The organism is Stenotrophomonas sp. 364, from assembly GCF_009832905.1.
Classification (GTDB): Bacteria; Pseudomonadota; Gammaproteobacteria; order Xanthomonadales; family Xanthomonadaceae; genus Stenotrophomonas; species Stenotrophomonas maltophilia_AP.
The window spans coordinates 3,395,127-3,417,559 of sequence record NZ_CP047135.1; the positions used below are offsets into that span (position 1 = coordinate 3,395,127).

The window sequence follows — 22,433 nt, forward strand, 5'->3', positions numbered from 1 at the left end:
CCTTTTCATTGCGCAGTGGGCAGGGCACCTCTACGGTGCCCTGCCCTGCACTGCGCGTTACCAACCGATGCCAACACCCAGGCCAACGCTCTGCTCACCGCTGTTGGTGAACGCGCCGTTGAGGCTGAAGGTGGCCGAGCCCTTCTCGTTGAGCACCCGCTGGTAACCCACGGCCATGGCCGACTCGCCATCGCTGTAGCCTACGCCGGCACCGAGGCGGTTGTAGGTGGCCAGGCCGGCGGTGTTCATCGCCATGGCCGTCTGCGCGCTGCTCATCGCGGCCATGCGGTTGAAGCGCTTGTCCATCTTGTCCAGGCGCTGCTCCACGCCCTTGATGGCACCATCGGTGTACTCATTGGCGCGCGCGAGCATCTTCTCGAGCTCGGCGGTGTCCACCTGCGGGGTCGGTGCGGGCGCGTCATCCTTCTTGGACTTGGGCTGCGGCGTGGGCGGCGACGACGGCGCACTGCCGCTGCCGGCCACGGCCTTGTCACCCTCGTTGGCCGCCGGCGGAGTGGCGGCGGCCGATTCGCTGCTGGTCGGGGTGGGCGTTGGCGCGCCCGCATCGGCCGATGCAGTCGCCATCGCACGGGCCTGCGGCGGACCGTCAACACGCTGCTCTAGCCCGTCCATGCGGCCGTTGAGCTGCTGCTGCACCGCATGCAGCTGGCCACCGTTGACCGCCTCGCGGCTGCCGGCGGCAATCAGGCCGTTGGCCACGTTGGAGATGACCATGCCGTTGGCGCCCGCCAGGGTGAGCTGAGCGGCACCATCGCTGCGGGTGGAGGGGGTTTCCTGGAAGACCGAGCGCAGGTGGGTTTCCACGCGGTCTACGCGGGAGTCGGTGGTAACTACGGCCGCGTCAAGGGTGGTGAGGGCGTCGTTTACTGTGGTGTGGTGCTGGCCCTGGAGGTTGAAGCCGGGTGTGGTGACATTGCCGTTGGCGTCGATGTTGCTACCGAGGGTGGACAAGGCGCCGCGGAGCTGGCCGATGGTGGCTGCGTCGTTGGCGTTGCGGCCGTTGGCTACACCGGTGAGACGGCGCTTTAGCGAGTCATTTCCGAAGGAGACGGTGTTTGCATCATTGGCGATCGATTGCCATCCAATAGCAACAGAATTAATAGCATTAGAACGGACCTCGCTCCCGGCACCGAGAGCGATGCCCCCTCTAGCGGCCACTTGGGTCCTGCCACCTACAGCGAAGCCGTCCTCCGCTTGCTCATGAACGTAGGAAGCGCGCCCTAATGCCACCGAGTTCTTTCCTTGGGCCGTTGCCCATGCACCAACAGCGACACCGCCCTCTGAGCCCAACGACGCACGAGCATTCTTGCCAATAGCTACCGCAGCTGGGCCTGCTTCAGCTGGATACTGCCAATCCTCAGGCATCCAGCCAAACGCGAAGTTGCTGCTCATTTCTTCAATGGAGTTCAGTCGCAGGTTCGTGCTGTAAAGCTGGCTCCCACGCACCACATCCGAACTATCAGCAGAGAGGCGCGCATCGGCAACACCAGTTAGACGCGCGCCGCCGAAATCGATGGGGTTTCCATCTCCGGTCGTAGTCAGCAGATTCCTTTGCTCCGAACTCCAATCGCGCTGTATCGCGTCTAAGTCGCGTCGATTACGCTCGATCTTCTGCTCCGTGGCATACAACTGGTTACCAGTCACTGCATCACGGCTGCCTGCAGCAATGCGCCCATCGGCTAGGTTCGACAGAAGCATGCCCTGTGCACCAGCCAAGTTCAGCTGACCGATACCATCTTCTCGAGCGAAAGGCGACTGCTGGAATGTCGATCGCAGCTGGCTCTCGATGCTTTCTACGCTGCGACCGGACCGGATAACCGCGCCATCGAGTGCGCTCAACGCGTCGCCAACGTTGTTCTGCGCACCGCCCTGTACGTTGTAGACCGGTCCGATGATAGAACCAACTCCGTCCACACTTGCACCACCGCCGAGACCTGAAAGGGATTCAGAAAGCTGAGCTACAGTCGCTGCATCCGTGGCGGCCATGCCTCTAGCCACGTGCACAAGTCGTCGCTGCAAGTTGTCATGTCCGAAGGACACAGTATGTCTCTCAGACGCGACTGAATGACTACCCATTGCAACGCTATCTACAGCTCCGGACATAATGCGGCTCTCGGCGCCGACGGCCAAACCGCCCTCTGACTCAACCAATGACCGTACACCAAGCGCGAAGGCGCCAGATGCCCCAGCTCGAACGGAGGCTGCGCGGCCAATTGCTACCGAATTGGTACCACGTGCGACGGCGTAGCCGCCGACCGCGACACCTCCCTCCCCACCGACAGACGCCTCTGCGGAATCACCAATTGCTACAGAGAATCTGCCTGCTGATGCTGGGTCTTGATCGCCACCGGCACCTACAGATAGAAATTTTCCGGCACCCTCCAGCGCCAGCATCCTCTCATTGGTCGCAAACAACTGCCCACCGTTCACCGCATCAGTGCTACCTGCCGAATTGATGTCACCCGCCGAAACGCCCGATACACGCGCACCATCCATATCCACAAGATGACGATCGGCACTGAACTTCACCACGCCATCCAGATCCGGATCGAAGTTGTCCACGTCCGAGCGCAGCTGTTCGATATCAGTACGATTGGTCGACACGCGCTGGTCCTGCGCTGCCAGGGACTGGGTGTGCGTCGCCAGTTGCTGGCCGTGCAGCACCAGCGACTGGCCCTGGGTGGAGACGGCCTGATTGGTGGCATGAAGCTGCTGCCCGGTCACCACATCGGTGCTGGTGCTGCTCACCACGCCGTTGGCAACGTTGTTCACCCGGCGCTTGGCGCCGTCCTTGTTGGCCACATCCACCACCGTGCCCGTGTTCTCGGCACCCAAACGCACATTGCCAGTGGCGGAGGCTTGGCTTACCAGCCCGCCCAGCACATTGGCCTTGCCCAGCGCAGTGTCGGCGGTGGTCTTGGCGCCGGCCGCGGCCGTCTGTGCGGCAGTAGCAGTGTTCTGCGCCGTGGTCACATTCGCATTGGTGGCGGTGAGCTGCCTACCGGTGACGGCATCGGTGCTGGTGCTGCTCAGGGTGCCGTCACTCAAACCGGTGACCTTACGGCCGGCATCGCTCTTGTTGCGAACATCCAGCACGGTCCCGGTGTTGTCACCGCCAAGGCGTACATTACCTGTGGCCGAGGCTTGGCTGACCAGCCCGCCCAGCACATTGGCCTTGCCCAGCGCGGTGTCGGCGGTGGTCTTGGCGCCCGCTGCCGCCGTCTGTGCAGCCGTGGCGGTGTTCTGCGCCGTGGTCACCTTGGTGTTGGTGGCGGTGAGCTGCTTGCCGGTGACGGCATCGGTGCTGGTGCTGCTCAGAGTGCCGTCACTCAAGCCGGTGATCTTACGGCCGGCATCGCTCTTGTTGCGCACATCCAGCACGGTCCCGGTGTTGTCACCACCGAGGCGCACATTGCCCGTGGCCGAGGCCTGGCTGACCAGGCCGCCCAGCGCAGTGGCCTTGCCCAGCGCGGTGTCGGCAGTGGTCTTGGCGCTGTTGGCCGAACTCTGGGCCGCATCCGCCGCCGTCTGCGCCTTGGTCACGTTGGCATTGGTGGCAAACAACTGCTGGCCGGTCACCGCATCGGTGCTGGTGGCACTCAGCGCGCCGTTGCGAATGCCATTGATGTAGCGGGTGGCGTTGTTCTTGTTGGCAACGCTGACCGCGCTTCCGGTGTTGTCACCGCCCACGCGAACGGTGCCACTGGCCGAGGCCTGACTCAGCAGCCCACCCAGCGCCGTCGCCTTGCCCAGCGCGCTGTCGGCGGTGGTCCTGGCACCGGTCGCCGCTGTCTGTGCAGCGGTGGCGGTGTTCTGCGCCGTGGTGACATTGGCGTTGGTGGCCGTGAGCTGCTTGCCGGTGACTGCCTCGGTGCTGGAGGTGTTCAACGTTGCGTCGGCCAGGCCGCTGATGCGGCGGTTGGCATTGGCCTTGTTGCGCACATCCAGCACGGTGCCGGTGTTCTCGCCCCCCAGGCGTACATTGCCAGTAGCCGAGGCCTGGCTGACCAGGCCGGCCAGGCCATTAGCCTTGGACAGCGCACTGTCGGCGGTGGTCTTGACGCTGTTGGCCGAGCTCTGGGCCGCATCGGCCGCGCTCTGCGCCTTGGTCACGTTGGCGTTGGTGGCAAACAGCTGCTGGCCCGTCACCGCGTCGGTACTGGTGGTGCTCAGCGCGCCGTTGCGAATGCCGTTGAGGTAGCGGGTGGCGTTGTTCTTGTTGGCAAAGCTGACCGTGGTACCGGTATTGTCACCGCCCACGCGTACGGTGCCACTGGCCGATGCCTGGGTGACCACCCGTGAATTGGCCAGCGCCTGGTCGGCCGTGGTCTTGGCTGTTGTCGCGGTGGCTTTGGCGGCATTGATGTCATTTTTTGCCACCTGCAACTGGCGGCCATTCACCGCATCAGTACTGCTGCTGCTGATGGTGCCGTCGGCAACATTGACGATCCGCCGTTTCGTAGAACCGTTGCCCACCGATACGGTGTAGGCCTCGGTGGCCTGCGACCCGCGCCCGAGTGCCACAGAGTTGGCCGCGCTTGAACGCGCTTGGTACCCCAGGGCAATGCTGTCGTGGGACGCAGACGCTTCGCCACCGAGTGCAATGGCCCCCGTCCAGCCCTGCGTGCCCGCACGGGAGTCGGCACCGATGGCGATACCAGAAACGCCCGCCCCGGTTATGACCGTCGCCTTGCTGCCCAGCGCGACCGCGTTTCCGCCATAGGCGTTCGCATCATTGCCAATCGCCGTTGCACCAATTCCCGTGGCGTTGGCAAAAGCACCTACGGCGGTGGCATACCCGCCCGCTACACCAGCGCCATAGCCGAAGGCGGAGTTGCGGTCACCATAGGAGGTGATGCCGTTACCAAACGCAGTCGCATAGTCGCCTTCGAACTTGATGGCATTGCCGGTCAGCAGCACGAAACGCCCATTCCCACTGATCCACTGGTAGTCATGCCCCCATGCCCAGGACGGCACGCATCCTTGGCTGGCGGTGTAGCACGAGGCAAGATTGCGCTCCGCATGGGCGGTGCCGGCCGCACCGAACAACATGAGCAGCGCCGCTGCCGTACTGCGTCGAAGGGGGCGTGTGGAAGCCCCTGACTTACGCTTTGTGGACGCGAGCTCACTGGTGACCACCCAGCACTGCCGGGCAGTGGACCAAAGACGGCGGTAAATCCTGTTCATGAAAACTCCTTAACAAGGGAAACGAAGAAGAAGTGCCGTCGCGGCGCCACTGCGCCACGACGGCCTGTGGGGTTCAGGGAGCCAACGTCTGCACATGCTCGCGATAGCCATCGCGGGTCAGTCGGTAGCGCAGCTGCAGCGTGTGACCGGGCGTGGTGGCAAAAGGCAGCTCCAACGCGCTGCCCGGATACAGGCTGCGCGAGACGTCATGCGCGGTGCAGCGCGGCCCATCGCAGTCGGCGATGCTGGTGATGCCCACGCGCACCGTGCCGGTGTTGCGCAGGCGGTTCCCTTCCACCTGCAGCCGCATCGTGGCCTCGGCCGGCAGCACGTTGACCAGGGCGCCCCACACGAGGCTGACGCCGACGTTGGCCTGGGCACGGTCGCCCTCGCCGCCACGTTCCGTGCTATCGGGGCCGCGAACACCCTCGAAGTACACGCGATAGGCGGTTTCCTTTTCGACCGGCTGCAGCGGAATCACCCGGATCAGGCGATTTCCACCACCGGCCAGTGCGAACTTGCCTGGCGTTACCGCAATGGCGGCATCGCCCGGCTCCACCTCCACTTCCTGCTCGTTTTCACCGGCGGGATCGACGATGCGCTTGATCGATACCTGCACGTACTGGGGCTGGGTGGATTGAGAGTAGATGCGGATCTGCGCGCCCTTCTTCGCGTCCACCGAGGTACGCATGGGGTGCACGGTGAGATTGGCGTGGGCCTGCGCCGCCAACAGCAAGGACAGCGGAAGCAGATAGCGAACGAAGCACTTCATCGGGGACTCCATGTAAGTCAGGGCGTGGCCGTGGGAACGCGCAGTTCCACGTTGAGATCGCCGCTGTAATAGCCAGGGCGCTTGGTACTGACCGACATGCGGGGGGTATCCAGCGTGATCGGCGTGGGCACGCAGAACACCGGTTGCGTCATGCCTGGCAGCATCACCAGGCGCAGCTTTGCGGTGTCGATGCCGTGCAGCAGTTGCTCCACGCCATTACGCAGGGGAATGGTGGTGCCGCTGTGGTCCAGGGTGACCGTGTAGTCCACGCGCTGGGTGGCATCACTGCCGCCATCGGTGTGCCAGACCGAGTAACCGGAAGGTCCCGGCGGTCTTGCGCCACTGTCGCGCACGGTGATGCCCAGGTACTGGCTCTGTGACCCCAGCCCGTCGTACAGGCACATGTCCACCTTGGTGCTGCCGCCGACGGTCTGTGCGATCGGGTCGTACTGCAGGTTCAGGCCGACATGCGGTGTGACCTGGTCGAAGAGCGGGAAGTAGATGGAGACCGCGTTGTGGTCGGTGATGGTGAAGTCGAAAGTAAAGGTATGTGTTGCAAGCTGTTGATGAGCCGGCCTGCGCAACGCGAGCAGTAGTCGGGCCTTCTACCGGCCTGCAACGAGCTTATTCAGCTCTGATGCGGGTATTCGGAATTCCGCCCCTGTCCCCGCCGGCATCAAGAAATTGCACTCTGGTGCACTCGAAGACCACAACGGCCTAGGAGTTGCTGCCCAGTAGTCGGATTCGCACGCTGCAGTTGCAGCAATGCGAAAAAGATCGCCGTGCACCTCGACATCCGTTGTCATGCCGCCCCGTGATTCAGTGAATCGAAGAGCGATAACACTGCTGTTCCCCGACGGGAGTTCGCCGGTGTCAGTTTCAGGACATCTTCCGAGCGCGGAATCGGACTTTGAGAAGCACGTTATGAATAGCTGACCATATGACATGCTCAGCGCCCTCTCATATGCAATTATTGTTCGCCGAGGTAGCAGCTCGATGTCACCTGGCGTCGCAGAGCGATCCCACGACATGTTGTAGTCTTGAGTTATGTCGATGGGATCTTGGTCCAGCGGCCGCTGCGCCTTCGCATGCGGCGCAAGCAACACCAACACGCATACAAGCACCACCCACCTCGGCAACCGCTTCACTTCCCACCTCCCGCGGCCGCGGCCTGCGGCGTAGCCGCAATCAACGCCTGCTCCTGCAGCAGTCGCGTCACCCGGGCCTGATGGCGGATGTCGGCGGGCAACTGCGCCACGGCCAGCGGTTCGCATTGCACCGCGCCTACCAGCATCACCACGCTGCGGCGTTCGCGCACCTGCAGCGGGCAGTGCAGCAGCCGGTCGTCCTGCAGCAGGTACAGGGTTGTTTCGCGTCGCGGGAAGTCGGCCACGAAGCCTCCATTGCTGCCGGTGCCCGGCACCGGTGCGTTGAGAATCCGGGCACCGCGCAGCGGTGCACCGGCGATATCGCGCGCGTTGCCGATGAAGGTGTAGGTCACCTCGATCGGCACGGGCATGCGTACCAGGCGGCCTGGCGAGAGGAACAGCGGGCGCGCACCGCCTACACCGGTCACGCGCACCGCCGCAATGCTGTCCAGAGCGCTGGCGTCCTGTACCTCGGCGCGGTGCGACTGGTAGGCAGAAATCGGCAGCAGGCGGCGTTCGCCCAGCCGCAGGCGCTGCCGGCGCAGGCCGCCGACCTGCAGTTCGGCGGCCACCCCGGTCAGGTCCAGGTCGTCGGTGCCATCGACCTGCACCGCCAGCCCGGCATCAGCACCGATGCCCGCGCCCCAATACAGCCCCCGCGTGCCGAATGCGAGGCCCGAGTTGTGCGTGGCGCTGTACGCCATTTCCCCGCCGCTGCGGTCCTGGTAGCGCGACAGCGTGACGCCGGTCTGGCCAATGCGGTTCTGCAGTTGGCCGCTCACCGTCGCGCTGTAGCGTTCGTTGTTGTTGCCACGCAGTTCGGCCGCAACCTCGCGGTACTGGTCCTCGTACTCCTGGCGCAGGGTCTGCCCAGCGCTGTAGTTGATCTCCGGCCGCGCGTGCTGGGGCTGGCGCACGTCCACGCCGTAGCGCCGCTGCGAGGTGCCGCGGTCGCCGCGCTGCAGGCGGTTGAGGCTGACGTTGAAATAGATGCCGCGGTCGCGCCCATCGCGCAGGCCGCCGCCGCTGGTCTGCTGCCACACGCCGATACGGCTGGACACACTGAACTCGCCCCAGCGCTGGCTGCGGCTGTAGCTGGCCTGCCAGGTGCGGCTGAGCTGGGGCACGCGCGTGGGTTGTGGAATCCACGGCGGCAACAGCGGGTCGAGCCCGGCCAGCGGATCCTCCCCCAGCCCCGGCTGCACGGTGCCTGCGCGCCAGGTCTGGCGGCGCGTATAGGCCACGTAGGCATTGCCGCCGGCCACCGGCAGCGCCATCGAGGCGCTGAGCGAGTCGGCACAGCCAAGCCGGTCGCGCGCATCGTCCTCGAACTGGCAGGCACGGCCGCGCATGCGCTGGTGGTACACATTCCACGAGGCGCGGCGGCGGTAGGACAGCTGGTGCTGCTGGCCCCGGCTGCCATCGCTGCCGTGCATGCCGCTGAAGGTGGCGCGCACGTCCTGGGTGGCAAATACGTGGCGCAGATCCACCCGCAATTCGCCATAGCTGAAACCACCCAGGTCGGCGAGGCCAGCGGTTACCGCCACGTTGCGCGACACCGGCACGCGCACGCCACCCATCGCCGCCCGCTCGTCATCGAAGCGGTCGCTGCGGCGCTCGTTGCGGCGCCCGCCCTGCAGGAACCACTGCACACTGCTGTCGGTCCAGTCGCCGCCCTTGTCGAACGGCGCGTCCTCGCTGCGCACCAGCACGCCGTCTTCATAGATGCGCAGGGTGATGGTGTAGTTGCCCAGCGGAAACCGGCGCGTGTCGAGCTGGTTGACGCCGGCCTGCAGGTAGAAGGTCTGCAGCAGGCGTTCGCCATCAAAGGCATCCACCCGCGCATCGCGCGCCAGCAGCACGGTGAGCGGCGTGGCCTGAACGGCCGCAGCGGAATCCACGTAGGCCTGCGTGGTGCCCACGCGCAGGCCCTCGAAGCGGTCCATCGGCAGCATGCTGAAGCTGAAGGTGCCGCCCTGCGGGCTGCTCAGGTTGCGGCGGTCCATGCGCCCGGCCTGCAGGTAGTGCTGCTGCCCCAGGTCGTGTCGGTAGTAGGCGTTGTCCAGCTGGAACGCGCGGTGCGCGCGGCCGGCCTGGTAACGCTGTTGGCTGAAGGTCCAGTCGGCGGCCAGGTGCCCGCGCTGTAATACGCCCAGGGCCCCCATGCCCTGCGCGGCCAGCGACTGGTAGCCACGGCCACCGCTGACATTGAGGGTGTGCTGGTGCAGGAAGGCATTCTCGGCATTGGCGTCGACCTGGTGGTAACGCTCGACGGCCGGCTCGCCGGCGATCCATTGGCGGGCGATGAACAGGCGCACCGCGCCCTCGCCCTCGTCATACAGCGCGCGCACGGCAGTAGGCTCCTCGGGGGGATCGATGTAACCGCAGCCGGCGCTGGCGCCACCGTAGCGGCAGGCCAGGTGGCTGTTGCGCGGCAACGGCTGTGACAACGCAGGCAGCAGCGCCGCCTGCGCTTCGGCTGACAGTTGCAGCGCCTGCAGCGCTTCAGCCGGCGCTTCCAGCTGCACGTGTTCCAGGGTCACGCGCACCGGCACCAGCCCGGTGGAGCGACCGAACAGGCGTACCTCGAGTTGTTCGGTCTGGCCTTCGACCAGATCCTCGAAGCCGACGGGAACGCCGCGCGCCGCGACCAGGGGCGTGGCCAACGACAGGGCGAGCGCGACCGCCAGCCGGGTGACGGCGGGTGCGGGAGCTTTCATGGCGGTGTGACCGGAAGCGGCCGGCCCGGCAAGCGGGCCGGCGCGGGCGCCTTACGGGCTGGTGGTCTTCTGCTGCATGGCGATGGTGACGATGCCCTCGTAGGTGCCGCCCTTGGCGATCGGCGCCTGCTTGGTCTGCGCGATACGCAGCGGCATCGGGATCGATGCGCCCGGCAGCGCGCCGTCGAACAGGTCGGAGGCGGCGAAGTCCTGCGCGGCCACGGTCAGCGCCTTGCCGTTGAGGCTGACGGTCAGCGGCACCGGGGCGCCACTGCCATCGGTGTTGAGCAGCTGCGGTGCGCTGCCGACACGCACTTCGATGTCCTTGTCTTCATCGTTGGAGTAGATGCGCACCTGCTGCGACCACGGCACCAGGCCGCTGACCGGGTTGTGCACCATGGGGACGACCGAATCCAGCGCGGTGCCATCGGCCTTGAGCAGGGCCAGAGTCGGGTCGACGTTGGCCCAGACCTTGATGTCGGCGTCGAAGGCATTGGCGGACAACGAAACGGCAGCCAGCGCCGAAGCGAGCACGGCCTTCTTGAGAATGGACATGGGGTTCTCTCTCTTTTTTGGGGAAGAATGCTTTCGCAGAAAGCACTGCCAGCACCCGCGTGGGGATCAGTGGCAGCCCGGTCAGGTTAGTCAGCGCACCGTGATATACCCATTCAACCATTCCTAAAAAACAGAGAGCGTGATTCGATTCGCGACCGCCCTCACAGAGTGCAACGGCTGCAGGCTTTACGAACCGTGAGCTGGCATCAGAGTGCGGCGGGCGGATGTCCGCAGAGGAATGCCTCCATCGAGGCCACCAGTGCCAGCGGCGTTTCATTCATCGGGTAGTGGCCCGCATTGCCCATCACCTCCAGCGTGGCCTGCCGGTACCGGCGCAGGTACGTGCGTTCCACCAGGGCTCGGTTGAAGGTTGGATCGTGCGCGCCTACCACCACGTGCAGCGCATGCGTGCCGATGATCTCTTCGCTGAAGTCCGTGTCTGCCCAAGCCGGCAGATATGCGGTGAATGCCCCGGCACACGAATGGGTTACCGAATAGCGCGCCTTCCAGTCGATCCAGGCAGCCGGCAGGCGGTGGCCGGTGCTGCGGTCGATGATGCAGCGCCGCGTGGCAGTGCAGCCGGCGGCGTGCTCCAACAGTTGCCGCGTACTTGCATCGTAGGCAATGCCACCACAAGGCACCGGCGCGATCGCCACCAGCGCGCACACGCGCTCGGGCGCACGCACGGCAATCCGCTCGATCGCCATGCCCCCCATCGAGTGCCCTGCCAGACTGAAACGCGCGTACCCCAGGTGATCCATCAAGGCCAATGCATCGGTGGCGATCTCATCAATGGTGTAAGTGCCACGTACATCGCGCATGCCGCCATACCCGCGGTAGTCCATGAACACGTAGGTGAACATCTCGCCCGACAACCACGGCTCGATCGGTGCAAAGGCATGGGCATCGCCGAACCAGCCGTGCAGGACCAGGACGGGATGGGGACCGGTTCCCACGCGATGGAAGGTGTTGGGCATGGCATGGCCTGGTGAGCTTGATTGGGACCCTGAGCGTAGCCATGCCGGTGCGGGCCCGCCTTCGACAACAGGTCAATGACGATAGAATGCGGGCCATGCGCAATGCCCCGCTCGATGCGTTTGAAAACCTGCCGCGCAGCGTGGTGATGACGGCAAACGACTACGCCGCCGGCGTCACCTACCCGCTGCATGCCCATCGCCGCGGCCAGTTCGCGTTTGCCGCGCGCGGCACGATCAGCGTCACCACACCCGAAGGCCACTGGCTGGTGCCGCCAGGGCGCGCATGCTGGCTGCCCGCGGGCGTTGCCCATGCGATGCACATGCGCGGACCGGTCACCATGCTCAACGCGTTCATTGCCGTGCCCGACGCGGCAACGGCGCCGCTCCCCGGGCGCTGCGCTGTGTATGCGGTATCGGCGTTGCTGCGCCAGTTGCTGGAGGACGCTGTCGACCTGCCTGCGCTGTATGACGAGCGCGGGCGTGCCGGCAAGCTCATGGACCTGTTGGTGGCGGAGATGGCCGCCATGCCGCCGTTGTCGCTGCACGCACCGCTCCCTTCCGACGCGCGGCTGGCAAGGGCCTGCCGCATGCTGGTCGATGCGCCGTCGATCGCTGCCGACCTGGACAGCATGGCCACCTACGCGGGGATGAGCCGGCGCACGTTCACCCGGCTGTTCCGTACGCAGACAGGGGTAAGCTTCGCAGAATGGCGCCAGCAGGTGTGCCTGCTGGCGGCCATCGAGCGACTCGGCGCGGGGCAGTCGGTGACCCGCGTTGCAGTCGACCTGGGCTACGCCAGTCCCAGCGCGTTTTCAGCCGCATTCCGCCGGGTGCTGGGTGTCGCGCCCAGCCGCTATGTCGAGGGGGGGCAGGTGGCATAGCGCCGGTCCAACAGTGCCCCCGACGCCGGTTTGCTCAGCGCGGCGTGACCACCACCACCCGATCCACATCGATATCGGTCGGCTTGATCCGGTGCGTATCCACTTCGCCATGCAGTTCCACCATGGTGCTCGCACCGATGGCCTGCGCCGGCAGATCCTTATCGTCGATCTCCACCTCGATCTCGCCGGTGGCGTCCTTGAAGCGGTAGCGCTCATGCCCAAGCTTGGCCACCAGCGTCCCGCGCAGGACGACCGGCTGATCGTCACGCTGCTGGCGTGCATCGGCAACGGTGGTGGCGGCCGGCGTGGCGCCAGGGCCGGTGTACTGGGCTTGCGCTGGTGCGATGGCCAGGGCAAAGGGAGCGATGATCAGGCTGAGGGCGACGATGGGCTTCATGGAAGGTTTCCTCGTGTGGATGGGATGTCCGCGTGACGCATGCTGCTTGCGCGTCTCACCGGAGGTGGCCCATGCAACATGTACGAAAGCCCGTGAAGGGACCATGGTGTGGCCAGCCGCGGTCAGTCCTCCCCCAACACCGGTTCGTCCAGCAGCATCTCTTGTACGTCCTTCCACATTTTGTCGCGTACCCGCCGTACCAAGGCCGAATCACGTGTGGCCGGCACCGGTACCGGCAGCGAGGCGCGGCCATACAGGGCCAACAGGTCGGCGGCGGCGGCGGCCGATGGCCTGCGCAGCGGATCGGCATCCATCAACTGTGCCACCAACTGCCGGACAGGCACCGGTACGCCCTTGCGCAGCGTGCCCACGGCGGGCCGTTGCTCGGCGCTGGCCTGGGCGGCGGGATCGGCTTCGTCGCGGTGCATCAGCCACGAGGTGAGCAGTTGATGGATGGTGGCGCCCAGCCCGTACAGATCCTCGCGCAGGTGACTGCCGGCGAAGGCGCCACGTTTGGCTTCCGGCGGCATGTAGCTGGGGGTGCCCCACGGCGTGTCGCTGGTGTCGTGCACACCCAGCGCGCCCTCGAAATCGACCGGGCGCAGCCGTCCATCGTGATCCACCAGCAGGTTGGCCGGCTTGAGGTCGCGCCATACCCAGCCGGCCGCGTGCAGCTGCGCGACCAGGCGCGCCACGCCCGCGGCGTAGGCCAGCGCAACGTCCAGCGCGATTTTCTTCTGTGGATCTGCGCAGGCCTGCAGCAGCGGCTCGCCGTCGATGTGTTCCATGACCAGGTAGCGATGTTCGCCGATGCAGAACGCATCGATCACCGCCGGCGGCGCGAAGGGCAGCCCGTCCATGGCGCGCAGGAAGGCCTCTTCGCGTTCCACGAAGGTCCTGCCATCCAGGCCGTGCCAGTTGGTTTCCCCGTGGCGCCGACCTTCCTTGACCACGCATAGCCGCGCGGGCGACGGCTGGATATCCACCGCGCGGTACACCCCACCCTTGCCACGCTGCATGAGAGCTTCGTAGCAGAGAAACCGGGTCTGCAACGGCGTGGGCGGCGCGGCCGTCTCGACGATCGCGGCGAACGGACTCTGGACCCACTCGGGGATGGCCTTGCCCGGCTCACGCATGTCCGGCACCAGCTCCCCGGCGGGGGTGCGCAGCGCACTGACTCGGGTGCCGTCTTCGGTTTCCATTTCTTCATGACCAAACGCACCGTAGCGGAAGTACACCGCACTGCCTGGCCGGTACTGGCGATCGAACGGCACCGTTGGCGCGCCCAGACCGTGCGTGGCCTGGTCGAGCAGTTCGGCCAGCTCGACGGCCTCGTTGGCATCGCGCGGATAGACGGTGATGAACTTGCCGATCTGGCTGAAACCAAAGGGGATGGCACTGTTGAGCCGCCCCAGGATGTTCAGCGTCTTGACCGACTTGAACGCTACGCCGCGCTCCACCAGCAGCGGCGCGCAGCGTTGGAACACGGTGATTGCATTGGGCAGCGTGGCCGATACGTGCAGCTTCCAACCCTGCGCCGGATGCGCCCGTTGCGGTGGCCGGTAGCGCCAGCCGCTGCGCCCTGGCACCACCGGCAGGTACGCATCCACCAGCGCGCGCCATTGCTGTTCATGGCCACTGGCCGGTTTGCCCGGCACATGCTCCAACACGTTCTGCACTGCTGCGGTATCGACATCCTGCACGACACACCTCCCTGGACGTTGGCCATCGGGTCGAGCGTCAGAATGCGCCGGTGCGTCACGCGCACCGGCGCGGCGTAGCGCTTTTTCAACTGCTGGTGGTGGTCGTGGTGGTGGTGCACAGCGGAGTGCTGGTGGTGGTCACGGTACGGCTGTGGCAGGTACACGCGGCCACCGACGCGCTACCGCCGGACAATGCCTGCAGCTCTTCCGGCGACGAGGCAAACTGCGAAAAGTAGGTCTTCCATTCGCTGCTGCCGGCACCGGCATGGATGGCCTGCATTCCCTGCAGGCGCAACTGGTCGGCGAACGCCTTGTCATCCAGCGCCTTCTGCACGATCTCACTGGTCTTCTGCGAAAGTGCCATCTTCGATTCCTCCTGCGAACATGAGCGACGGACGCCGCAGCGGCGACGCCCGAACGGGATGGTGCGACCGTATATGCCGCGCTCAGCCCGACCCGGTGGTGGTGGTGCCGGTGCAGATGGGGCTGGTGGTGGTGGTGACGGTGGTGCTGTTGCAGGTGCAGGCGGCGGCGTTGGCCGAGGCCCCCAGGGCCTGCAGCTTGCCCGGGTCGGTGGCCATCGCGGCGAAGTGTTGCCCGCCGAAATAGGTCTTCCATGCAGGGCTTTGTTGCCCCCCCAGTACCGCGGCCAATGCCTGGCTGCGGAGCTGCTCGGCAAAGGCGGGGTCGGAAAGCAGTTTCTGTACGAACTCGGTCTGGACAGCCATTGATGTGTCTCCATTTCCGTTGGAAGGAACAGCGGCGTCTGCCGGTGGCTGGACACGAGCCCTGCTTCCGACGATGCATCCCGCGCGCCGGCGCAGGGGTGCTCACGCCCCGCGCCCGCCCCGTAGGCGGCCACCTCATCGTCAACCTGTGATCGTCACTCTGTGCATGCGGCCTGCGGCCGACATCCCCTCACTGCAGGCGCTGCAGATGCTGCGTCGGCGTCGTCGCGCCCCCTGTCGTCTGGATGCGCACCGCCATTCCGTGCGCCATGCGCGGCAGCGGAGGCAATGCGAGGCAGAGCGTCTGCCTGACCATTTGTTGCGTCAATGCCCAATCTTCGGGCATGCGCATTCACCTCTCCGTTCTGCGCGCATACGCACAGTTCCGGCCAGCTGCTGTTCTCACATTCACGCCTGCCCTTTCACGCGGGCGAGGGCGATCTGCGCAAAATGGCGCTTCCCCCGGGGCGCGGGGCGGCCTCCGCCTCAGCGCGGCGCCATGACCGCTACGTGGTCCACATCGACATCGGTGGGCTTGAACCGGTGGGTGTCGACCTTGCCATGCAGTTCAACCACGGTGCCCGCGCCGACGCGATACCCGGCGATGTCGTCATCGTCGATCTCGACCTCGATGTCGCCACTGGCGTCCGTGAAGCGATAGCGCTCGTGGCCAAGCTTGGCCGCCAGGGTGCCGCGCAGGATCACAGGCTGGTCGTCACGTTGCTGGCGTGCCTGGGCGGCAGTGGTGACGACCGCGCCGACGCCCGGGCCGCTGTAGCCGGCAAAAGCGTCGCTGGCCTGCAGGGCGAAGGGGGCGATGAGTAATGCAATGAGCAGGGAACGCGTCATGGGAATCTCCTCGGAGGGGCTACTTGATTGACGGAAGTAGCTTGTTCTTCGGAGTTGGATAGGCACATGCAATAAGTACGAAAGCGCCCCGCCCGACCGGGTGTGTCCAGCGGGCATTCATTCGGGTGAAGGATAGGCAAAAAAGCTTCTTTTCCTCTTTGTCGGCGCGGTTGTTGGTAGGTCGTCGCTGGGCGCCGATACCCTTTCCGGCGAGTGTCCTCCGGCGTCGGCCTGCGGCCGCCACCTCCCCCTTGATTTCGCCTCCAAGGGCATCGGCGCCCAGCACCCGACCCACCAACGGCCCCAAAAGAGCACGCCTTCTCGCTTGTACCGCAAGCCGAGCCCCGTAGCTGCCGGTAGGCTCCTGGGCAAAATAAAGGAGGAGGCCGCCACCCGGCCGGGGGACATTTGCGCCAGGGGCCTACCGGCTGCTACGGGGCCCTCACGCGCGCGACCGGCCCGATCGAAGACGCCAGCCGATCCAGACGCCGCCCGCACACCAACCCACCCGGGTAGCGTCGTGCTCCCACTGCGTCGGCCTTGCTCCCCTCACAGGGGAGAAGAAGCCAAAAAAAACGCCCCGCAATGCGGGGCGCTTTCAGCACAAGCTACCGCAGGCGATCAGCCCTGGTAGTCGCGCACGTCGCTGCCGGTGTAGACCTGGCGCGGACGGCCGATCTTCATTTCCGGATCGACCTGCTGTTCCAGCCAATGGGCGACCCAGCCGGAGGTACGGCCCAGGGCGAACATGACGGTGAACATTTCGGTCGGAATCTGCAGCGCCTTGTAGATGATGCCGCTGTAGAAATCGACGTTCGGGTACAGCTTGCGGGCCACGAAGTAATCGTCCTGCAGCGCGGCCTGTTCCAGCTTGACGGCCACGTCCAGCAGCGGATCCTGCACGCCCAGCTGCTTGAGCACCTTGCCGGTCATCTCACCGATGACCTTGGCGCGCGGGTCGAAGTTCTTGTACACGCGGTGACCGAAGCCCATCAGGCGGAAGCCGGAGGTCTTGTCCTTGGCCTTGAGCACGGCCGACTCGACGTTGTCGGCCGAACCGATCTCTTCCAGCATCTTCAGCACGGCTTCGTTGGCACCGCCGTGGGCCGGACCCCACAGCGCGGTGACGCCAGCGGCGACCGACGCATACGGGTTGGCACCGGTCGAACCGACCATACGCACGGTCGAGGTCGAGGCGTTCTGCTCGTGGTCGGCGTGCAGGATGAACAGCAGATCCAGTGCCTTGACCACGTCCTGGTTCAGTTCGTACTGGCCGTCGGCCGATTCGAACGTCTGCTTCAGGAAGCGGCTGACATAGTCCAGCGAGGTGTCCGGCGTGTTGGCCGGCAGGCCCTTGCCGTGGCGGTAGATCAGCGCCGACAGGGTCGGCACCTTGGCGATCAGGCGCACGGCGGCCTGGCGACGCTGTTCGGCGTCGGACAGGTCCAGCGAGGCGTGGTAGATGCCTGACAGCTGCGCGATGGCGGCGGTCAGGATGGCCATCGGATGAGCATCCTGGGCGAAGCTGCCGATCAGGGTGTTGATCGACGCATCGACGTTGGCTTCAGCGGCCAGCTCGTCGGTGAAGGCCTTCAACTGCTCGGCGCTCGGACGCTCGCCATTGATCAGCAGGTAGGCCACTTCGACGTAGCTGGACTTTTCCGAGAGCTGCTCGATCGGATAGCCGCGATACAGCAGCACGCCCTTGTCACCGTCGATATAGGTGATGGCGGACTTGCAGCTGGCGGTGGCGGTGAAGCCGGAGTCGTACGTGAAGAGACCGGTTTCCTTGGTCAGCTTCGAGATATCGACGCAATCGTTGCCGAGCGTAGGTTTGATGACGGGCAAAACAACCGACTTTTCGCCGGCGTTGAGCGTGACCTGATCAAGATCGGACACTGTGTGCGCTCCTCGAGGGAAGGCGCCCACCCAAGCGCATGGGGCAGGCACGTGAAGGAAGTCCACGATCGTTACCGTGGATCCCGCCATTATCGCACAGCAACATTTCTGCCGCCCTAGGACGGAAGTCGTAGACGCGGGTACGGCTATGCGTATGGTGCGCCCTGCCTACAGCGCCAAGGCTCCGCGCGGCATGCGGACAACAACGTCCGGACACAGCGTTCCGCAGGCACTGGTGCGTCGCTTGGCCTGCGTTCAGTTCACAACCCTGGAGCGGACACAAAAAAACAACGGCCGCCAAGGCGACCGTTGTTTTGGTGCAACTGCAGCGACAACTCAGCGCGCGTAGCGCTTCTGGAACTTGTCGATACGGCCGCTGGTGTCGATGACCTTGTGCTTGCCCGTGTAGAACGGGTGCGAAGCCGAGGAGATTTCCACCTTCACGAGCGGGTACTCGTTGCCGTCTTCCCACTTCACGGTTTCTTTCGAAGCCATGGTGGAACGGGTCAGGATCTTGAAATCGGACGTCACGTCGTGGAAGACGACGTCACGGTACGAGGGATGGATATCGTCCTTCATGAGGCACACCGTAAATAGGATAAGGAAAACGCAAGAGCGGCATTATATGCCCGGATGCCGCGAAGGGCAAGCCGGGGACATTTACCGTGCGGAAGAGCCGCCGTGGCGGTCTCAGGAGACGCCGAGCGCCGCCCGGACCTGGGCTTCAAAACGCCCTTGGTCGTAGGCCATGAGCAGCTGGGTGTTATCCGGCTGCCCGGTCTGGCGGTTCCAGTCGACAATGGTAGCACCTCGGCTGTGCACGCCGGCCAGTTCGACGTTCAGGGGACGCGATTCGACCCGCAGGGCGCCTTCGGGCTGCAGCGCCCAGGCCATGGCCAGCGCATCGGCGGCGAACCAGCGCTCGCCGCGGCTGTCTTCGGACCACAGGCGGGTCTGGCGCGAAATCAGCTCATAGAAGCGGGCCTTGTCGGTGTCGGCGGCCAGCCACTTTTCCACATCGGCGTGCAGCAGGCCGTGGGCGACTGTGGCCTCCCAGTCGGCTACTTCGATGTGCGGGAAGCCGGTGAACACCACGTGCGCCGCTTCGGGGTCGAAGGCGATGTTGAACTCGGCCGCCGGGGTAATGTTGCCGTGGCAGGTCACTGCCCCGCCCATCACCAGGAAGCGCTTCACGCGCTGCGGCAGGGTCGGGTCGAGCTTGAGGGCCAGGGCCAGGTTGGTCAGCGGACCCAGGGCGACCAGGAACAGCTCGCCGGCGTACTGGTGCGACAGGCGCAGGATCGCCAGCGCGGCGTGCTCGGCTTCGGCCTGGCGCTTGGCGGCCGGCAGGTTCACATCGCCAAAGCCGTCGGCGCCATGCACGTGGGCCGCGTCAACGGAGGGGTGCAGCAGCGGGTCGGCGGTACCGGCGTAGACCGGCACGTCTTCGCGATCGGCCACTTCACACAGTTTGAGCGCGTTGCGCACGGTGTGCTCGAGGCCGACATTGCCGGCGGCGATGGTCAGGCCGACGATATCGTGGCGCTCATCGGCGAAGGCCATCAACAGGGCCAGGGCGTCATCGACACCCGGATCGGTGTCGATCAACAGCGGAATCTTCTTGGTCATCGTTGCCGTCTTGATAATCGGCAAGGGACTTTCGCACCCTGTCATGACAAATACAAGGCGGGGCGCTCGGGCGCGGGTAGCTACCGACCGCGGGTCGGTACAGGGTTGAATGGCGCCGCTTCGATCTGTCCGCTCCCGACCGGATGGGCCGCTTCGGGGCTGTTCTACGCCGCCGCGTAGCGCACAGCCGTGCCGATCCAGCGGCGCACGACCTTGTCGGCTACGTCCGGCGCTTCGGCGAGCAGGCGCTCGGCCAGGTCGTGCACGCCTGGCAGCAGGTCGGCGTCGCGGGCCAGGTCGGCCATGCGGAATGCGGCCAGGCCGGTCTGGCGGGTGCCGAGCAGTTCGCCGGGACCGCGCAGTTCCAGATCCTTTTCGGCGATCAGGAAACCGTCGTTGGTCTGGCGCATGGTCTCCAGCCGCTGGCGCGCCATGGCCGACAACGGTGCCTGGTACAGCAGCACACAGCGCGACACGGCCGAGCCGCGCCCCACCCGGCCGCGCAGCTGGTGCAGCTGGGCAAGGCCAAGGCGCTCGGCGTTTTCGATGATCATCAGCGAGGCATTGGGAACGTCCACGCCCACTTCGATCACGGTGGTGGCCACCAGCAGGTCGAGCTGACCGGCCTTGAACGCCACCATCGTGGCCAGTTTTTCGCTGGCCTTGAGCCGCCCGTGCACCAGGCCCACGCGCACACCCGGCAACAGCGCCTGCAGCGATTCGAAGGTGGCCTGGGCCGGGGTGGCATCCAGTTCGTCGCTTTCCTCGATCAGGGTGCATACCCAGTACACCTGCTGCCCCTCGGCGCAGGCCACGGCGATGCGCTGGATCAACTCGGGGCGGCGGTCGTTGTTGAACGCCACGGTCTGCACCGGAGTACGCCCCGGCGGCAGTTCGTCGATGGCCGACACGTCCAGGTCGGCATACTCGGACATCGCCAGCGTGCGCGGGATCGGGGTGGCGGTCATCACCAGCTGGTGCGGCACGCTGCGTCCGTCCGCCCCCTTGTCACGCAGCGCCAGGCGCTGGTGCACGCCGAAGCGGTGCTGCTCGTCGACGATGGCCAGCGCGAGGTCCTTGAACACCACGCTGTCCTGCATCAGGGCATGGGTGCCGACCACCACCTGCGCGTCGCCGGAGGCTACGTCGGCCAGCACTTTGCTGCGCGCCTTGCCGGTGACCTTGCCGGCCAGCCAGGCGGTGCGCACGCCCAGCGGCTCCAGCCAGGCACGCAGGTTGTTGAGGTGCTGTTCGGCCAGCAGTTCGGTGGGCGCGGCCAGCGCAACCTGCTTGCCCCGCTCCACTGCCAGCATCGCCGCCAGGGCGGCCACCACGGTCTTGCCCGACCCCACATCCCCCTGCACCAGGCGCAGCATTGGGTGCGCCTTGATGAGGTCCTTGCGGATCTGTTCGAACACGCGCTGCTGCGCCCCGGTGAGCTGGAACGGCAAGCTGTCGCGCAGCTGCCTGACCAGCACGCCCGGCCCGCGCAGCGACGGTGCGTGGTGCGCCTGCAGTGCCATGCGCTGACGGCGCAGGCTGAGGTGGTGGGCCAGCAGTTCTTCGATGGCCAGGCGGCGTTGTGCCGGGTGGCGGCCGGCGGCCAGCGCGGCCAGGTCGGCCGTCGGTGGCGGCCGGTGCACGGTCAGCAGCGCGCTGCGCAGCGACGGCAGGCCCATGCCGGACAACCAGCCCGGCGGCACCAGTTCCAGCGTGGATTCTTCCGGCAACCGGTCCAACGCCAGCCCGATGAACTTGCGCAGGGTGGCCGGGCCGACGCCTTCGATGGCCGGGTAGACCGGGTCGAGGCTGTCGCCAAGATCGTCATCGTCGTTGACGCCCATCACCCGGTAACTGGGGTGGACGATCTCCAGCCCGGTATGGCCGGGCTTGGCGGTGCCATAGCAGCGGATGCGCGCGCCGACGGCGAACTGCGACACCTGCTGCGAGCGGAAATGGAAAAAGCGCAGCACCAGGGTGCCGTAGGAGTCGTCCTCGATGGCGACCTTGAGCACCGGGCGGCCACGGAAGCCGCGTTCGACCGCGCTGACCCGCCCTTCCACCTGCGCGGCCACGCCGGGCTGCAGTTGGGCGATGGTGGTCAGCCGGGTGCGGTCTTCATAACGCAGGGGCAGGTGCAGCCACAGGTCCTGCAACGAGGACAGGCCACGGGCCTCCAGCTTGGTGGCCACCGCCGGGCCGATCCCGGGAAGCATCGACAGCGATGCTTCCCCGGCCGCGGCCAGGGCCGGTGCGGGAGCCCGTGACCGTGCCACGTCAGGCCTGGTCGAGCACCATCACCGCATCAACCTCGAAGTTGGCGCCCTTGGGCAGGCCGGACACTTCGATGGTGGAACGGGCCGGGAACGGGGCCTTGAAGTAATCCTGCATGACCGCGTTGACCTTGGCGAACTCGGCCAGGTCGGTGAGGTACAGGCCGAGGCGGACGATCTGGTCCAGCGAACCACCGGCTTCTTCGGCCACGGCCTTGAGGTTGTCGAACGCGCGGCGGGCCTGGGCTTCGATGTCGCCGGCACCGACGATGTCACCGGTGGCCGGGTCCAGGGGGATCTGGCCGGAGAAGTACACGGTGTTGCCGGCACGCACGGCCTGCGAATACGGACCGATCGCGGCCGGGGCGTTGGCGCTGGTGATGATCTGGCGGGACATGGGAGCTCCGGGGGAACAAAAGTGGGCCCACCATTGTACCGCCGGACCCGCCCTCCCCGGAGATGCATCCGAAGCCGAAATCGAAGCCGAAATCTCTGGTAGAGCCGACCGTTGGTCGGCTGGCCGGAGAATGACGAAGACGATTGGTCGGCTGGCCGGAAAATGACGAAGACGATTGGTCGGCTGGCCGGAAAATGACGAAGACGATTGGTCGGCTGGCCGACCAAATCGATCATTGCCGCGAGATGTACGGCAGCCGACCAACGGTCGGCTCTACCCCCCGGTGGTGCGACCATT

General features: G+C 65.8%; 17 protein-coding genes and 1 pseudogene. 1 reads left to right on the forward strand and 17 read right to left on the reverse strand.

All coding sequences use genetic code 11. The annotated features are described in order from the left end of the window. Window positions 1-57 precede the first annotated feature (57 nt). The 6 genes and pseudogenes from GQ674_RS15325 to GQ674_RS15350 form a co-directional block, all read right to left on the reverse strand. Window positions 58-5,208: an ESPR-type extended signal peptide-containing protein gene (locus GQ674_RS15325; RefSeq protein ID WP_159497763.1), complete on the reverse strand. Its 5,151-nt coding sequence runs from the start codon at window positions 5,206-5,208 to the stop codon at window positions 58-60. Window positions 5,209-5,281: 73 nt separating this feature from the next. Then, window positions 5,282-5,980, reverse strand: coding sequence for a pilus assembly protein (locus tag GQ674_RS15330; protein WP_159497764.1), 699 nt, complete (start codon window positions 5,978-5,980; stop codon window positions 5,282-5,284). A 17-nt stretch (window positions 5,981-5,997) separates the two neighbouring features. Then, window positions 5,998-7,011 (reverse strand): annotated as a pseudogene (locus GQ674_RS21770) (CfaE/CblD family pilus tip adhesin). A 113-nt stretch (window positions 7,012-7,124) separates the two neighbouring features. Beyond that, a complete protein-coding gene (locus tag GQ674_RS15340) occupies window positions 7,125-9,848 on the reverse strand; it encodes a TcfC E-set like domain-containing protein (RefSeq protein WP_159497766.1) in 2,724 nt (907 codons plus the stop codon). Window positions 9,849-9,899: 51 nt separating this feature from the next. Next, on the reverse strand, window positions 9,900-10,403 hold the full coding sequence (locus GQ674_RS15345; protein ID WP_159497767.1) for a CS1 type fimbrial major subunit: 504 nt from the start codon (window positions 10,401-10,403) through the stop codon (window positions 9,900-9,902). A gap of 206 nt (window positions 10,404-10,609) precedes the next feature. Beyond that, on the reverse strand, window positions 10,610-11,380 hold the full coding sequence (locus GQ674_RS15350) for an alpha/beta hydrolase (RefSeq protein ID WP_159497768.1): 771 nt from the start codon (window positions 11,378-11,380) through the stop codon (window positions 10,610-10,612). A 95-nt stretch (window positions 11,381-11,475) separates the two neighbouring features. Here GQ674_RS15350 and GQ674_RS15355 point away from each other — a divergent pair, with 95 nt between their 5' ends. After that, window positions 11,476-12,261 carry a helix-turn-helix transcriptional regulator gene (locus tag GQ674_RS15355; protein ID WP_159497769.1) on the forward strand — a complete coding sequence of 262 codons (786 nt, stop codon included), beginning with the start codon at window positions 11,476-11,478 and terminating at the stop codon, window positions 12,259-12,261. A gap of 34 nt (window positions 12,262-12,295) precedes the next feature. On the opposite strand, the gene GQ674_RS15360 is transcribed toward GQ674_RS15355, so the two are convergent. The 11 genes from GQ674_RS15360 to GQ674_RS15410 all read right to left on the reverse strand — a co-directional run bounded on the left by GQ674_RS15360 (window position 12,296) and on the right by GQ674_RS15410 (window position 22,136). Beyond that, window positions 12,296-12,658 (reverse strand): NirD/YgiW/YdeI family stress tolerance protein, encoded by a 363-nt coding sequence (locus GQ674_RS15360; protein WP_159497770.1) that lies wholly within the window; start codon window positions 12,656-12,658, stop codon window positions 12,296-12,298. A 122-nt stretch (window positions 12,659-12,780) separates the two neighbouring features. Then, window positions 12,781-14,361: a protein kinase gene (locus GQ674_RS15365; protein WP_159497771.1), complete on the reverse strand. Its 1,581-nt coding sequence runs from the start codon at window positions 14,359-14,361 to the stop codon at window positions 12,781-12,783. A gap of 85 nt (window positions 14,362-14,446) precedes the next feature. After that, entirely contained in the window at window positions 14,447-14,725 is a 279-nt protein-coding gene (locus GQ674_RS15370) for a hypothetical protein (RefSeq protein ID WP_159497772.1), read from the reverse strand. Between the two features lie 82 nt (window positions 14,726-14,807). Beyond that, window positions 14,808-15,089 (reverse strand): hypothetical protein, encoded by a 282-nt coding sequence (locus tag GQ674_RS15375; protein ID WP_159497773.1) that lies wholly within the window; start codon window positions 15,087-15,089, stop codon window positions 14,808-14,810. A gap of 190 nt (window positions 15,090-15,279) precedes the next feature. Beyond that, a complete protein-coding gene (locus GQ674_RS15380; protein ID WP_159497774.1) occupies window positions 15,280-15,441 on the reverse strand; it encodes a hypothetical protein in 162 nt (53 codons plus the stop codon). Between the two features lie 134 nt (window positions 15,442-15,575). Then, entirely contained in the window at window positions 15,576-15,938 is a 363-nt protein-coding gene (locus GQ674_RS15385) for a NirD/YgiW/YdeI family stress tolerance protein (RefSeq protein WP_159497775.1), read from the reverse strand. A 621-nt stretch (window positions 15,939-16,559) separates the two neighbouring features. Further along, the gene (locus tag GQ674_RS15390; RefSeq protein WP_159497776.1) at window positions 16,560-17,837 is read right to left on the reverse strand and encodes a citrate synthase; all 1,278 of its coding nucleotides are present in this window, start codon (window positions 17,835-17,837) and stop codon (window positions 16,560-16,562) included. 336 nt (window positions 17,838-18,173) lie between these two features. Then, window positions 18,174-18,416 (reverse strand): type B 50S ribosomal protein L31, encoded by a 243-nt coding sequence (locus tag GQ674_RS15395; protein WP_159497777.1) that lies wholly within the window; start codon window positions 18,414-18,416, stop codon window positions 18,174-18,176. 111 nt (window positions 18,417-18,527) lie between these two features. Then, entirely contained in the window at window positions 18,528-19,466 is a 939-nt protein-coding gene (locus tag GQ674_RS15400) for a nucleoside hydrolase (protein WP_159497778.1), read from the reverse strand. A 164-nt stretch (window positions 19,467-19,630) separates the two neighbouring features. After that, the gene (recG, locus tag GQ674_RS15405) at window positions 19,631-21,742 is read right to left on the reverse strand and encodes an ATP-dependent DNA helicase RecG (protein ID WP_159497779.1); all 2,112 of its coding nucleotides are present in this window, start codon (window positions 21,740-21,742) and stop codon (window positions 19,631-19,633) included. 1 nt (window position 21,743) lies between these two features. Beyond that, window positions 21,744-22,136, reverse strand: a complete 393-nt coding sequence (locus tag GQ674_RS15410; RefSeq protein ID WP_038686492.1) for a RidA family protein — start codon at window positions 22,134-22,136, stop codon at window positions 21,744-21,746. Between the last annotated feature and the right edge of the window lie 297 nt (window positions 22,137-22,433).